The following is a 14,609-nucleotide window of genomic DNA, read 5'->3' as shown; positions in this document are numbered from 1 at the left end:
GGGATCGTCGAGATTGAGGAAAACGGTACCCTAAACCGGAGGCGGCAGCAACAGCCGTCGACGAGTGGGATTTGCAGGGATGCTGGTTTCGTCGCCCGCAAATCTCGACACTTCTTTTCAACCGCGCTTCGATCGAATACGGGTCCGCCGTCGAAGCGCGAGCAAGCCAAAGCCGCCGAGCGCGGCCAGTACGGCACTCGTGGGCTCAGGTACGGCCGTGAACGTGACGTAGCCCGTCGTGTAGAGCTGGCTCGTATCCGCGATGTATCCTGCGGGGGCGATGATCTGGTCGAAATGCTGGCCAGCCGGCAGCTCGGCATTCCAATTAAAAAGTTGCAACGTGAAACTGCTCAGTGAGGGTGGGCCCGTGGCTGGGTCGAAAGCCAGATCCAGCGTGCCGCCCAAATGCACATTGCCCGGCGCGAGATTGAGATAGATCGTAGAGGAGAAAGGGAAAGTGGGAATGCCAAAGTAGCCAAGGAGGCTGGTGCCAATGAGCATTTGCAACGTACTCGTCGATGTAAGCGACAGGCCTTGATTGATTGTAACCGTATTGTTTGGGAAAGTTTGTGTGCTCGGCGGCTCTCGCACCACCAGTGTCTCCGATGCAGCAAGTGCCAGCGGCCCAATTTGGCCCATGTTTAGGAACCCCGGAACGGGCAAAATGGCATTGGTTGTGAATGCCCCGGACAATGTGGAGGTAGTGATCGACGTACCGCGCAGATCTGCATCCGAGAGATTTACACCGGAGAACGATGCCGAATAGTTGAACGCCCGGCGCAGGTCTGCTCCGGAAAAATTAGTGTTCGTGAGATCTGCTCCAAGGAAGTTGGCGAACGGCAGATTCTGGCCGGCAAGATTCCAACCCGTCAAATTGTCACCGCTAAAATTCGGACCTTGCCCCAAAAGGACGCTAAGCCTCCCGAAGGGCGTTTTCGCCTGGTAGTTGGCCGTTGAGTACAGCTGCTGGGCAGTGAGATTGGTGTTGGCAAAGTTGACACCGTTAACATTGGCACCGGTAAAGTCCGTGTTGGTTAAGTTATCGCCTGCGAAGCTAGCGCCAGACAGGTTTTGCCCGGCAAAGTTCCAACCGCTGACAACATCGCCGGCAAGCTGAATGCCAACGTATGGAAAAACGGCCGTCGACAACGACTTCGCCTGATAGCTGGCCGTTGAATAAAGCTGTTGGGCTGTGAGGCCTGTATTATTGAAATTCGCGCCGGCAACCGTTGTGCCGGCGAAATTGACGCCCGCCAGCGTCGCCGCGCTGAAATTGGCTTGCGTCAAGTTCTGATTGGCAAGGTTCCAGCCCGTGATGTCGTTATTGCTGAGATTGATCGCCCCCAGAGTCAATGACTGGTAGCTGCCTGTGCTGTAAATCTGCTGGGCAGTCAGACTCGGGGTATTGCTGAAATTCGCACCAGGAATATTTTGCCCGGCAAAATTCCAGCCCGTGACGTCGTTGCCGCTGAGATTGATCGCGCCCAGATTCTGATTCTGGTAGCTGGCCGTGGAATAAAGCTGAGCCGAAGTAAAGGTCGGGGTGGCTGAAAAGTTTCCGCTCGCCACGATCGCGCCGGCAAAGTTGGAACCGGTGAGCGTCGCGCCGGTGAAAATCGCGCCGGTGAAATCAGCTTGCGACATATCGGCAGTCGTGAGGTTGGCGTTCGTGAAGTTTGCTCCTGGGGCGGAGGCGCCAACAAGCTTGGCGCTAACGAGCGTCGCGCCAACAAAGCTAGTTGAGTTGCCAGGGAACATACTGCCGGGCGGCTGGTTACCCAAGTACGCCTGGCTTAAGTCGGCGCCATTCAGGTTGGCGTTGTTGAAGACGGCGTTCGCTGCATTAGCGCCGCGCAGGTTGGAATTTGGCAGTTGAGCGTTCGTGAATGCTGCCGACGAAAGATTTGCTTGCGAGAGGTCGGCGCCGGTGAAATTGGTGTTTGTGGCGTTGGAACCACTCAGATTGCCGGCGGTGAGCTTGGTTCCGGCGAAGCTTGTTCCTTCGAGATTCTGCCTACTATAGTTTCCGCCTGTTAAATCCTGGCCGGAGAAGTTGAGGCCCGGAAGCTTTCCCGCCTGATAATCCGTGGTGCCGTAGATCTGTTGATTGGAAAGGCCCGTGGCGCCCGTAAAGTTTGCGCCGGCAATGGTGGCACCGGCAAAGTTGATGCCCGCAAGTGCCTGTCCTGACAGATTAGCGCTCGTTAAGTTGGCCTTTCCGAAGTCGGCGCCCGAGAGCGTGGCGCCGGAAAGGTTGACATTGGTCAAGTCCGCCTGGCCGAAGTCGGCGCCCGAAAGTGTAGTGCTCGATAGGTTGGCATTGGTCAAATTCGCCTGAGTGAAATTGGCGTTCGTGAGTATCGCGCTATACAGGTTGGCGTTGGTCAGGTTCGCCTGGTTCAAATTGGCGCTTGCGAAGTTGGCGTAGTAGAGCGTGCCACCGGTCAGATTGGCCTGGCTGAGATTGGCATTGGTCAGTACAGCACTGCCGAAGTTCAAACCGGGCATATTCTGGCCAGCGAGATTCACGCCGGTAAGGTCGTAGCCGATGAGGCTGATCGCTCCCAGATTGTGCGCTTGATAGCTGCCGGTGGAATACAACTGTGCGGTGGTAAAACCCGTCGCGCCGTGGAAATTCGCTCCATCGATGGTTGCGCCTGTGAAGTTGGCGCCCGCCAAGTCAGCATTCACCAGCGACGTATTCGAGAAACCGCCATTCTTCAAATTCTGTCCGGCCAGGTTCCAGCCGGTCAGGTCGTCGCCCGAGAAGTTGATGCCCGTGAGATCCTGATTCTGATAGTTGACCGTGGCGTAGAACTGCCCACTGGTCAGGTTCGAATAGCGAAAATCCGTGCCCGTCACGTTGGCTCCGCTAAAGCTCGCCCCGGTGAGCGTCGAATAGCCCACGTACGCGCCGGTGAGATTGGCCTGATTGAAGTTGGCATTGGTGAGGGTGCTAAAACCGAAATCTGTATTCGTGAGCGAGGCGCCGACGAAGCTGGCGCTCGTCGCCATTACGCTATTGAACGAGGCGTTGTCAAGCCAACTGGCGTCGAACGTGGCGCCGGCCAAGTTGAGCCCGCCCGCACCGCCGCCGCTAAAATCGCCGTACCGCAGGCTGTGACCGGCCGCGTTCCAGCCCGATAGATCGATCCCGGGGCCGAGCGTGATCCCTGCCGTGCCAGGAATCGGCTGGCCTGTTTGCAGACTATTGATCTGCGCGCGCAAGGGCGCGACTGCCACGCACATCCACGCCATCGCGAGCGTCGTGCAGGCTGCGGCGACGATGTTGCAACGTGGTCGCTGACGCCGGCAAACGGACAGAACTCCGACTGGCGCAACGGCGCGCTGTGAAACAATGAATGACTGGCATGGCTTTGTGGCCGCAAGCGCGGCCGGACGGAATGTCGCACAAAAAGTGCGGAATTGACGAAACATGATATGAATCCTCGCAAGTGCCTCGACCTGTCCCAAGAAGCCGATCGGGCGCCGAAGAAGCGGCGGTCACAACCGGTGCGCGCGAGAGCGCGAAAACGAATCGGATAACAACACACAGGAAAACGAAGAAAAGCAAAACGAACATGGGTCTCGATCTCTTGAGTGACCTACCGTGGCGCGCAGGAAGATGCCCGCGCGCGACGGCAGAAGAAAACGTACGGATGAAAAAACGAGAAACGAGCGCAAGCGTCTACGCGCTACGTTGCCGAGATATCCACACCATTAGCTGCCCAGTTGTGTGTTCCGGCGGAAGGGCCTCTCCTCTCCACCAGCTAGGATCGTAGAACTCGCCTGGACCGCAGTCAATGGAAATCGCCCCACGGCGCAAATTCTCAGGGTCTTCCTCGGGGACGATTCTCGACCTCCGGGTCGCGAGGCCAGGGCCAAAGGACGACCTGATGATCGATCACATGGTTGCAACCCCGGTTGCCGTGCCCACGTGGTAACACGCCGCGGACGTTCTCCGGAGGCCTGGATAGCGACATGTCGGGACGGTGACATTCTGCCGCGCTAACTCACGTCGGCAGGATTAGCCACTATCCGACCGAGGTGCGACACCCTGAACGCACCCAGGCGATGAACGAGAGCAACCCCGCCCCTCGAAAGGCCGCACTGAGCTGGGCGGTCAAGACGGCCCTGATGGCCAAGGTGCCAACGATCAAGATGCCACGGCGGCCGACGGAGCCGATAGTTCCTCGAATATATATCGGGCTTTGAATACCGGAGGTGGGACTTGAACCCACACGACCTTGCGGCCACTGGATTTTGAGTCCAGCGCGTCTGCCATTCCGCCACTCCGGCACGAGAGCGAGGCCCCAATTTTGACGAGCGGCGGGCGGGAGGTCAATCCGGGGCAAGTCGGGCCCTCCCTAGCGACTTTCGCTGCTGCCCAGTCGGAGAATGTCGGCGGCCCGTTACATCCCAGAACTGCACTGGGATCGAATTCATTTCCCGTGCGAGCGGCCAACTCCTGTCAATAGTTGGCTGCCTGCGGCCATCACGGTCGTTGGCCGAGTGCGAGTATTGCTTTTATGAGTATTGGGACGACGTTTCCGTCGGCGTATGGCATACCAGGTGCGACGTGCAGCCGTGAGCTAGACTTTCAAGTGTTCTCTCAACGTCAACAGGAATGGGGATATGTCGATCCAAGAGCCAACCATCCAGGAGATTTTCTCCGCCCCGATGTCGCTCGACGAGTTTAGCGCGCTCGACACGCTGGTCGGTCGCCACGACAAGGTAAAGCAACTACTCGTCGCTCATGGGGTATCGAAAATTGGCGCCGACGCGCTGTTGGAGCGCCTGGAAGAATATTGGAATTGTGGCGAAGCCCGCATGACGGTCGGACGCCAGCCGCAAGAGCAACGTTAAGAATTGCTCACGCCTTCTGATCCTAATATTGGCCGCCGGTGGGGATGACCCGCCAGGCGGCTTTCTTATTGCGCTAGGCCAGCGAAAGGGAGTGTCAGGTGTTGCAGTGATTCGTCTTTTCGCCGCGTACACAACCGTTTCGAGACGGACTGAATGCCCCGGATGGCATTGTCGACCTTAATGACTCGCAGCGCGAATCGCTTGACCAACTTTTACTTGCGCTTAAAATAACCAACGTAGGGCAGCAATGCCCCGCATTCGGCCGCGACAGGTTCCTGCCCCACCTGTCGCGGCCTTTTTTTGTCTGCGTGCTGGCAAATCGCTATGCACGTTCGGTTGAGGACTTGCGGGACCAAAGGCGCAAATGCCGGACGCACGAGTCGCCGGCCGGCGAGGTAGAACTTGGCAGCCGTGGCGTCGTTTCACCTTGCCACAGGTCGCAGATCTTCGGCCATATAGCGCCGTGCCAGCGTCATGTTGCGGCGGCACAGCCGGTATTGAATGGCGCGGGAGCGGGCGTTCCAGTGCATGTCGCGAATGGTTGCCACTAGCGGACGATTTTTGCCCACGAGCGAGCAGACCTCGACCGTGTCCCCTAGGTCGAAACCATCGCCGTCGATCGCCTGCCGCAGGGTCGGTTTCACCCGCAAACGCAGCTTTCCATAGCTCAATACGAGATAGGGACCTTCGCGCCCCACACGACGAAAGACGCGGTTGCTGGGAATCAGCCGGCGCGCTAGGCGGACATCGTCGGGATGGATCCAGGCGTTGCCGTCTTCCGGCCACCAGGGATAGACGCGATAGGGGGGTTCGCTACGCATGGTTGCCATATTCCTTTAGGCAGCTGCTGGCCTCGGGCCGCGCTGATTGAAGGGATTTTACTGCCACAGAATGGCTCCTGCCAATCGACCACGGTGGGGGCAAAAAAAGAACCTGAATGCCATGCTCAAGTTGCTCGACCGCCGGCAGCAGGGCCCTGGAAAGGATCTTCAGCGCTGGTCAAAACCTGCGGTAGACTTATAGACCTGAATTTGTTTCATCCTCCCGACTCCTCTCCCGCCAGGGACGAGAGGAGAGTAGTCGCCGACCAGCAGCATGATCCATGCCCATCCTATTGTTTGAAGACGAGCAGGTGACGCAACTCTATCCTGTCTCGGTAGGGAAGCCGGCGTTCCTCTTGTCGTGTGGCAGCTTTCGGCTGCTGGATCTGGTGACGCAAATCGATCCGCACGTCCAAGTCCGGGTGCGACCCCATTTGCGGGCTGTGCATGACGCCGACTATCCGGCACCGACGACCGGCGCGCGCGGCGACGAGCCGATTCTGTTGGTGAACGCCCGCTTGGTTCCGTCGGTCGAAGTTATTGCGCAGCTCGAAGAGCTACGGCGTACGGGGAAACCCTGTCGGGTTAACAATGGCACGAATCTCGCCGTGGCGTTGTTACCGCTGGGGACTGAGATGCCTCCGGTCGACACGCCGATGCACGACTTGCAATGGCGCGTCGACCGTTGCGAGCTGCCGATTATCGAGTTGGATCTGCCGCTATTTGCCTACCCACACGACATTGTGCGGCATCATCTGACGTCGTTGCCTGGGAACCTGGATTATCGGCTGAAGCAGGGCGCCTATCGCGAAATTGCCGACGGCGTCTTCGCGGCCGAGGGGGCGTCACTAGGACAATTCGTCGTGACCGATACCCGCAAGGGCCCTATCGTGCTCGACCAGGGGGCGTCGGTCGGACCGTACTGCTATATCAGCGGGCCAGCCCACTTGGGGCAGGGGGCACGGGTTATCGAGCATGCGGCCATCAAAGATGGCGTCAGCCTGGGGCACACGACCAAGATCGGCGGCGAGGTCGAAGGATCGGTCATCGAGCCCTATACCAACAAGCAGCATCACGGTTTTCTGGGGCACAGCTATCTAGGGAGCTGGGTCAACCTGGGGGCCGGAACCTGCAATAGCGATCTGAAGAACACCTATGGCCAGGTGAACATGGAATATTGGGGCCAGCGCGTGCCGACGGGCATGCAATTCATTGGCACCATCGTCGGCGATTACGCAAAAACCGCCATAAACACGGGCATTTTCACAGGCAAGACCGTCGGCGCGTGCAGCATGCTGTACGGGTTTGTGACCACTAATGTGCCCAGCTTTGTCAATTATGCTCGACTGTTTGGGCAGGTCACCGAGGCTCCGGTCGACGTGATGGTGGCCACGCAGGCGCGAATGTTTGCCCGCCGCAACGTCAGCCAGCGGCCGTGCGATATTCAGTTGTTGCACGATATGTACGAGTTGACGCGGCACGAGCGGCAATTAGCCGGCGAACCGCTGTCCCTCTGACAGCCGGCGACTAGAATGGAAGGCCACGGTTGGGCCTCCGCGACGAGCTCGGCCGCAGTGCCGAGGCGGGGCACGCCCACAATGCCGCCGGAATTCATGGTGTCAGTCAGGGATCTCCTCGCATGCGAGTTGGTGATGCGTACGGGACAGGCAAATTCGGCCTGTCGTTCGAGCTGTTTCCACCGAAGACCCCCGCCGGAGAGCACGAGCTGTTCCGGCATCTGGTTGACCTGGCGGCCTATGAGCCCAGCTATGTCACATGTACCTACGGTGCGTTGGGGTCAACACAGGCCAAGACGCTGGAAGTCGTCGAGCGCGTTCATCGCGAGTTCGGCTGCCCCGTGGCATCCCATCTGACGTGTGTCGGTTCGACCGTCGACACGCTTCGCGCCTATTTGCGCGATGCAGCGGCCCGCGGCGTCGCCAATATTGTGGCATTGCGTGGCGATCCACCCAAAGGCGAGACCCAGTTTCAGCCCGTCGCTGGTGGTCTGCGTTACGCTAACGAATTGGTGGCACTGATTCACAAGGAGTTTCCGGATTTGGGAATTGCCGTGGCCGGGTATCCCGAAACTCATCAAGAGGCGCCCAGTCCCGAGGCCGACCTGGAAAACCTCAAGCGAAAGGTTGATGCTGGCGCGGATGCCGTCATTACGCAACTATTCTATGACAACGACGATTTCTTTCGCTTTGCGGAGCGGTGCGAGAACGTCGGAGTGAAAGTGCCCATCGTTCCCGGTGTGCTCCCGGTGACGAATCTGGCTCAGATCCGCCGTATTACAAGCATGTGCGGCGCGCGATTGCCGGCGGAGTTTGTCGCCCGGCTCGAAGCGCATGAGGACGATCCCGAGGAGCAGTTCGAGGTGGGGGTCGAATTCGCCACCGCCCAGGTGCAGGCACTGCTGGATCACGGCGTGCCCGGATTGCACTTTTACGTGCTCAATAAGTCGACGGCCACGTGCCGTGTGTTGCGGGCAGTGACACGGCCGGCCTAGGCGATTATCGATCTGACGGCTGCGGCGCCGATGGCTTTGATATGCGGCGCGCGGGCAGGACCGAAGGGTTGCTGGAGCCAATCGCCAGTGTCACGTCGTCGAACGACGCTTCTCCTGTCGCTCCCATGAGGCCAATCCACACGATGGCCATGCGGGCATCGACCGGCACGGGGATGTTCGCCTCCAATTGCTGCCAATCGAACGAACCCACAGCGGCCTCCAATGATTGCGGATTGCCGAGCGGCTTGCGGTCCTCGCCAAAGAAGGAAATCAGAAAGCCTGGCGTTTGATCGGGTGTCGTGCCGGCTTTCACTTCGTGTGCGCGAATCCATAGCGATGCGTTCAATCGCGCCACAGCGCGACCGTCGATCGCGATGGCCTGCAGAGCACGCGCGCTGCGGCCTGGCACGTCGTTTGTAAAGGTGATGACATGCTTGCCATCGGGCGCCGTTGGATCGGTTTGCACCTTGGCGTGGCGCAGGTAATACCATCCTGCAGGAGTGTCGGTGTCGGCCGATAGCTGTTCGAAGCTGCCGCCGTGCAAAGCCGGATGTGAGCCATCAGGTTGTACCACGCGCTGACGTTCGGCAGCGCCGGTCATAGGTACGAACATCGTGTGTTCGAGCGCGTGCGAAACGAGCTTGCCATTTTCTTTCTTGAATAGATACAGCGTCTGTTGAAATCGCTCCCCGATCGGCACGATCAACCGGCCCCCTTCGCGCAATTGATCGACCAGCGGTTGCGGCACCTTTTCCGGTGAGCAGGTGACGATGATTTTGTCGAACGGCGCGGCTTCGGGCCATCCTTGATAGCCGTCGCCAACGCGGGTGTGGATATTTTTGTAGCCGAGGCGTGCCAACGTCGAGGCGGCCCTTTTCCCCAAGGATTCTTCGATTTCGATCGTGTAGACGTCCTTGACCAGGGGGCTGAGCACAGCCGCCTGGTAGCCGCTGCCGGTGCCAATCTCGAGAACGCGGTCCGCGGGATCAGGATCGAGCTGCTCGGTCATGTAGGCGACGACGAACGGAGGTGAGATCGATTGGCCATGACCAATCGGCAACGCCATGTCGAAGTACGCCTTGGCGCGTTCGTCTGACGGCACGAATTGCGCGCGGCGCGTCGAACGCATCGCCGCGATGACACGTTCATTTTTAATTCCAACCTCGGCCACCTCTTGGTCCACCATCCGATGCAGCGCGACCGATTCGTCATCGGCACTCGATAATGCGGCGCACGGCCACGCGCCGAGGATCAGAACGAGATAGTGAAGCTGCTGTACTCGTGTCGGCATTGTTTGCTTTTGCTTTCGCAGCAATGACTGGCGGCGAAGAAGTTGGTGAACAGAATGATTCAAACCGCTTGGCTGGCAGAACGCCGGATCGGCAACCAGGGGTCGTAGATAGTTCTAGCTTAGTCGACGCAGGGCAATCGGATCTCGATTAAGGCAACTCCAGGGCTACAATTCGCCAGGTGCCGGTTCGGAATTTCACGCAGCGGTTAATTCGGTCCCAACGGTCATACCGTCGCCATCTGCACAAACGGCCAATGAGAATTCCTCCGCTATCGATGGGGGTTGCGATGACGATTCGACGCATCGCGAACTGAATCTTCGGGGCACAAGATGCATCTTTTGGGGGGGCGGATGCGGAAAGTTCCGCGTTTGCCGACGTGCTGTCAGCAATGGGTTTGAATGGCATTGATCGACCCAAGAAGTAAGGGGGGCGGAGTGTCGGAAAGTAGGAAAGTAGAAAATCCGGAAAAAACGCAAGAACCCTTGCCATTGTTGTCATCGGATGGTACTAACAATACTTGGACGAGATTGCCGGCGTGGTGCTGGCGATTAGGGCGTAATTGGCCGTAGGGGGCCTTGGGAAAGGCATCATAGATGATGATCGCAACTAGAAATGTTTGGCGTGGATTCGCTGCGTCTCTGGCGGCAGCTCTCTTCGTGGGTAATGTGGCACGTGCCGACGTGAACTGGGTTCTCCAGCCGAGTACGACATTGACGTTTGCCGCACAGGTGGGCACGTTTACAAACAACCAGTTCTACGAAATCTACAACGCTGTTCCGCAAACCGACCCGGGGACGCACCTTGCCAACGGCTTTACGAGTGGGCTTATTACTGGCCTCACGGGGAGTTTCACGACTGTGAATGACCCTACCTACGGCAACAACTTCCTGGCGGGCGTGAATTTTGGCGTCGAAGGGAACAAGAACGCCATCACCCAGGCTAATGCCAAGATCGTTGCGCAGAACAGTGGTTTGTGGCTGCCGAATCCCGTTACTGGTACGGTCATTCCAGGTACCTACGGGACTCCCGTTCCAACAAATGTCGGTGCCACACTGGTGGCCAGTGGGCTCTATCCGGCTAATGAAGTCCCGGATGCGGGCAGGCTTTCGTTGACAAACCTATACGGGAATGTCGATTCGAATGGCGTTGCCGTCCCAACGAACTCATCTGGGCATTTCGACGCTGTAAACCTGGAGACCGTCGGTTCGTTGACTCTCAACTTGAATATTAATACGAATTATCAACAAGGTGCCCTGTCTTTACCGGACTCTGGAAGCATTGGCAACGACCCTGCGAACGGTCCGGTAGATGCTTTCTTTACGCGTGGCACTGGTGCCAATTCCTACCAATACATCATGCACACGCAGATCAACGTGACGACGCCTTTCATTTCAGACCCGTTCTGGTCGATGCTCACAACGAATGAAAACGTCACCGCGGTCGCCAATCTGGCCAAGGGAGATGCCAACTTCGATGGCGTCGTCAACGGTCTCGATGTCAACATCATTGCCTCGCATTGGTTGCAGACCAACGCCAATAAGCTTGGACCCGGCGACGTTACCGGTGATGGTGTCGTCAATGGCTTGGATATCAACGCCATCGCCGCCAACTGGCTGGCTACGACCCCGGCTCTGCCGTCTTCGGTCGTTCCGCCGATTTCCGGAGGCAGCGGTACAGGCTCGAATGTTCCAGAGCCGAGCACTTGGGTGCTGATGGGCCTGGGCAGCATCGGCATGTGGGTGTTGCGCCGTCGCGCGGCTCGCTAGACTGCCATCTGGTGTAATTGTTGTTCATTAAAAAGCCTCCCTGGGGTCTTCACCCTGGGGAGGCTTTTTTTGTTGGCCGTGCCACATAGCCCCGCTGCCGCAGTTCGTCGCGAAAACGATCGAAGAGCTCCAAGCTGCTGTTCTCGGTCCGTGCCGACGGAACGAACGATCGCGCGATCTGCACCATCGTCTGTACGGCTTCGTCCAGCGATGGACAAATGGTTCCTGACGCCGCCAGGATGGCACTCCCCAAGGCGGACTCGGCGACTTGCGGGCGGTGCAGGACGCGCCGGGTGACATCCGCCCGGCATTGCATCCAAAGGTCGCTTGCGCTACCGCCTCCGGTGCTGTAGACTTCGCCGCGGGACGTGCCGCAAACATCATCCAGTACGTCGTACGCCAATCGTTCCACCAATGCCGTTCCGGTCAAGTATGCCGCATATCGTTCCGGCTCATCATTTGGTTCAGGCATGGCGAAACAGGCGGCGTCTTGGCAGTTAAACGGGAACCGCTCGCCGCGCCCGACCAACGGATACGCTGCTACCGGGCTGGGCAGAAACGGAGCCGCTGCACGGTCTAGATCTTTGACCGGCGTATCGGCAAACCAGGCGGCAATCCAGGCGGCGCCCGTGTTGCTGGCCGCCCCGGGCAGCCACAGCCCGCCAGGCAGCTTGTGTGAATAAACGAGGCCCGCGCGATCGCGCACGAAGTCGCGGCTGAGCCCTTTGAACACCAACGTCGTTCCCAGGGACGTGTTGTAGTCGCCAGCCACACGCAATCCCGAGGCGATGGCTGCCGCAACGCCATCGGTAGCTCCGGCGACAACCGTCAAGCCGGCCGGCAGTCCTGTCGCGGCCGCGGCAGCTTTCGAGACGCATCCAATTGGCGTCCCTGGAGAAACCACGCTGGGGAGGCGTTCGGGTACTCCTGGCAACTGCTCGATCCAGCCCGGCCAACGGCTTTCGTGCAAATCAAAGCCAGTCTTTAATGCGTTGCTATAGTCAGTCACGCTATAGTCGCCGGTCAGTTGCCCGGCAATGTAGTCCGCCTGGTGAACGAAACGTGCTGAGCGCTCGAACACCAAAGGCTCGTGCGCGGCGATCCATTGAATCTTCGGAAGTGCAAAGGAAGATTCGAATCGATATCCCGCCCGCGCGCACCAGGACCGCGCGCGATCCGTCAGGCTATCCGCCTCGGCAGTGGCGCGAGGATCGTTGTACATGATGGCCGGCCGCAGGGGGCGTCCAGCCCGATCGAGCGCCACGATAGTCCCAGAGGTGCCGTCCACGCTAACGCCCGTGAGTTGTGCCAACTGGTATCCGGCGTTCCTTAACGCCTCGGCAAGCTCCTGCAAGCAGCGCAGCACCGCTGCCCACCACGCGTGGGGGTCCTGTTCGTGGCCGCGGGCGCAAACGGTCTCGGCCGGGGTCAAGCTGGCCGAAGCCTTGGCTACGACCCGGCCCATCATGGTTGCGACGATCCCCCGCGCCCCGCCGGTTCCCAGGTCGATTCCCAAGATCAATGGCTCGTGAAGTGTCGTCATTAGGACGTTTTGACCATGTTTCGAAGCGTGTTCTAGGGGGACAAAGGAGACGCTCGGTTCAGGGGAACGGAATCGCAAAAATCGTTTGTGGCGCGTCCGGCACGTTGGTATTGTAGAGATTCTTGAAACTTTTCCGCATGTTTCCGGGGTAAATTGCGTGTTCGCGGTTGCCCTGTGCGGTCGGCGCGCCGACTGCCGAACTATTCTGGATCCTTTCTGTCTTCTCGTGGAGGTCGGTGCTATGCGACGCTATTTGTCTCGGGGATTGATGCTTATTGCGGCTTTTGTTACGGCGGCGGGTCTGGGTGGCGTTGCCCGCGCCGACGATGCAGCGAAGGTAGTAGGTGATTGGAATCTGAAGGTTTCGACCGATGATGGCCAGTCGCTGACTTCCGTGCTCAAGCTCAGCCAGGAGGACGGGAAGCTGAAGGGGACTTTCGTCGGCATGGACGGTACGGAAGTTAAGGCCGAGGATATCACGGCCAAGGGAGACGCCCTGAATTTCAAGGTGACTCTCGACTTCCAAGGAACCGAGCTTGTCGCCAAATTTGCCCTCAAACAAGAGGGATCGAATCTCAAGGGAACCGTTGATTATGACTTGGGTGGCCAGACCGGCACGCTGGACGTCAGCGGTGGTAAGGCTGCGGCAGCTGGGGGCAAGCTGGAAGACGGGGCCTGGGACTTGGCGATTCAGACCGACGATGGCCAAACCCTGAAGGCCTCGGTGAAGTTCAAGAAAGACGGAGACAAGCTGACAGGCACGTTCGTCGGCGTCGACGGTACGGAGCAAAAGCTGGACGAAGCCTCGGTGAAGGATGGCGAGTTGGCGTTCAAGGTCACCATCGACTTCCAGGGCAGCGAATTGGTCGCCAAATTCAAGCTCAAATCGGCCGACGACGGTGCCAAGGGGACGGTTGACTACGACCTGGGGGGTCAGACCGGAACATTGGACGTAATTGCCAAGCGTCCCGCGGCGGCTGCGGGTGGTGGCGATGTCAAGATCGCTGGCAAGTGGGACGTCGAGGTCGCCACAGACGATGGTCAGACCTTGAAATCCAGCGTGAAAATCGACAAGCAGGGAGATCAGATCTCGGGTGTCGTTGTCACTCCCGACGGCAAGGAAGTGAAGCTTGAAGATGGAAAGCTGGCCGGAGACGAGTTGTCCTTCAAGATCAACGTCGATTTCGAAGGATCGGCATTGATCGCCAAGTTCAAGGGAAAGGTAGATGGCGAGAAGATCAAAGGGCAGGTCGACTACGACCTGAGTGGTCAGACCGGCACCTTAGACTTCACGGCCAAAAAGAGCTCGGATGCCAAGTAAACGGCCTTAGAGATCGGTCGCAGGTCGTCCCAAACGGTCGTCGACGGATCAATGAGACAGTTCTAACAGCGGCCCTCCTCACGGAGGGCCGCTGCCATTTGTGGGTTGGGGGGGATCGGGCACACTCTTACAAATCCGTAGTGCTTATAGCGGAATTGCAAATTTTTCCGAAAAAAACGTTGCGAATGGTTTATGCGCTAGGTATCATTTGGAATGCGTGGGAGAGATTTGCGTCCTCATGTCATCGCTCATTCCGAGCGGTCAAGGTTCCTAAAGGTGCTCTACGATGAACAATCGACGTGCGTGCAAGTTCGCGTTCGGGTTGCTTGCCGTTGCCATCGGGTTTCTGACGTCTACGGCTCAAGCTCAGATCAACTGGGCAATTCAGTCGGCGAACAGTCAAGTGAGTTTCTCGGGTCAGATGGGTCTGGTGGTCTGGAATTACGACGATGGTTCCCTCGGGGGCACCAAGGGTGTTGCCGATGCCA

The 14,609-nt window shown here is 58.6% G+C and carries 10 protein-coding genes and 1 tRNA gene; 6 read left to right on the top strand and 5 right to left on the bottom strand.

All coding sequences use genetic code 11. The features are described from left to right. Positions 1-117: 117 nt before the first annotated feature. Both VGG64_00075 and VGG64_00070 read right to left on the bottom strand, forming a co-directional pair. Complete coding sequence (locus tag VGG64_00075) at positions 118-3,243, bottom strand: pentapeptide repeat-containing protein (GenBank protein ID HEY1597964.1); 3,126 nt, start codon at positions 3,241-3,243, stop codon at positions 118-120. Positions 3,244-4,216: 973 nt separating this feature from the next. After that, positions 4,217-4,299: transfer RNA gene (locus tag VGG64_00070), tRNA-Leu, on the bottom strand. Positions 4,300-4,635: 336 nt separating this feature from the next. Here VGG64_00070 and VGG64_00065 point away from each other — a divergent pair. Next, a complete protein-coding gene (locus tag VGG64_00065; GenBank protein HEY1597963.1) occupies positions 4,636-4,866 on the top strand; it encodes a hypothetical protein in 231 nt (76 codons plus the stop codon). 422 nt (positions 4,867-5,288) lie between these two features. On the opposite strand, the gene VGG64_00060 is transcribed toward VGG64_00065, so the two are convergent. Next, positions 5,289-5,687: a hypothetical protein gene (locus tag VGG64_00060; GenBank protein HEY1597962.1), complete on the bottom strand. Its 399-nt coding sequence runs from the start codon at positions 5,685-5,687 to the stop codon at positions 5,289-5,291. 281 nt (positions 5,688-5,968) lie between these two features. Here VGG64_00060 and VGG64_00055 point away from each other — a divergent pair, with 281 nt between their 5' ends. Beyond that, positions 5,969-7,204 (top strand): putative sugar nucleotidyl transferase, encoded by a 1,236-nt coding sequence (locus tag VGG64_00055; GenBank protein HEY1597961.1) that lies wholly within the window; start codon positions 5,969-5,971, stop codon positions 7,202-7,204. Positions 7,205-7,326: 122 nt separating this feature from the next. Further along, entirely contained in the window at positions 7,327-8,199 is an 873-nt protein-coding gene (metF, locus tag VGG64_00050) for a methylenetetrahydrofolate reductase [NAD(P)H] (protein HEY1597960.1), read from the top strand. 4 nt (positions 8,200-8,203) lie between these two features. Here the strand turns inward: metF and VGG64_00045 are convergent, their stop codons facing one another. Then, entirely contained in the window at positions 8,204-9,490 is a 1,287-nt protein-coding gene (locus VGG64_00045; GenBank protein HEY1597959.1) for a protein-L-isoaspartate(D-aspartate) O-methyltransferase, read from the bottom strand. Between the two features lie 597 nt (positions 9,491-10,087). On the opposite strand from VGG64_00045, the gene VGG64_00040 reads away from it, so the two are divergent. Next, on the top strand, positions 10,088-11,257 hold the full coding sequence (locus VGG64_00040; GenBank protein HEY1597958.1) for a dockerin type I domain-containing protein: 1,170 nt from the start codon (positions 10,088-10,090) through the stop codon (positions 11,255-11,257). Positions 11,258-11,306: 49 nt separating this feature from the next. Here VGG64_00040 and VGG64_00035 read toward each other — a convergent pair whose 3' ends face one another. Next, positions 11,307-12,800, bottom strand: coding sequence for an FGGY-family carbohydrate kinase (locus tag VGG64_00035; GenBank protein ID HEY1597957.1), 1,494 nt, complete (start codon positions 12,798-12,800; stop codon positions 11,307-11,309). A 241-nt stretch (positions 12,801-13,041) separates the two neighbouring features. Here VGG64_00035 and VGG64_00030 point away from each other — a divergent pair, with 241 nt between their 5' ends. Further along, on the top strand, positions 13,042-14,121 hold the full coding sequence (locus tag VGG64_00030; protein ID HEY1597956.1) for a hypothetical protein: 1,080 nt from the start codon (positions 13,042-13,044) through the stop codon (positions 14,119-14,121). A gap of 286 nt (positions 14,122-14,407) precedes the next feature. Next, positions 14,408-14,609 (top strand): hypothetical protein (locus VGG64_00025; GenBank protein ID HEY1597955.1); only part of this gene is annotated, 202 nt, incomplete at its 3' end.

It is taken from the genome of Pirellulales bacterium (assembly GCA_036490175.1).
In the GTDB taxonomy this organism is placed as follows: domain Bacteria; phylum Planctomycetota; class Planctomycetia; order Pirellulales; family JACPPG01; genus JACPPG01.
This window is presented reverse-complemented; position numbering and strand designations above follow the sequence as displayed.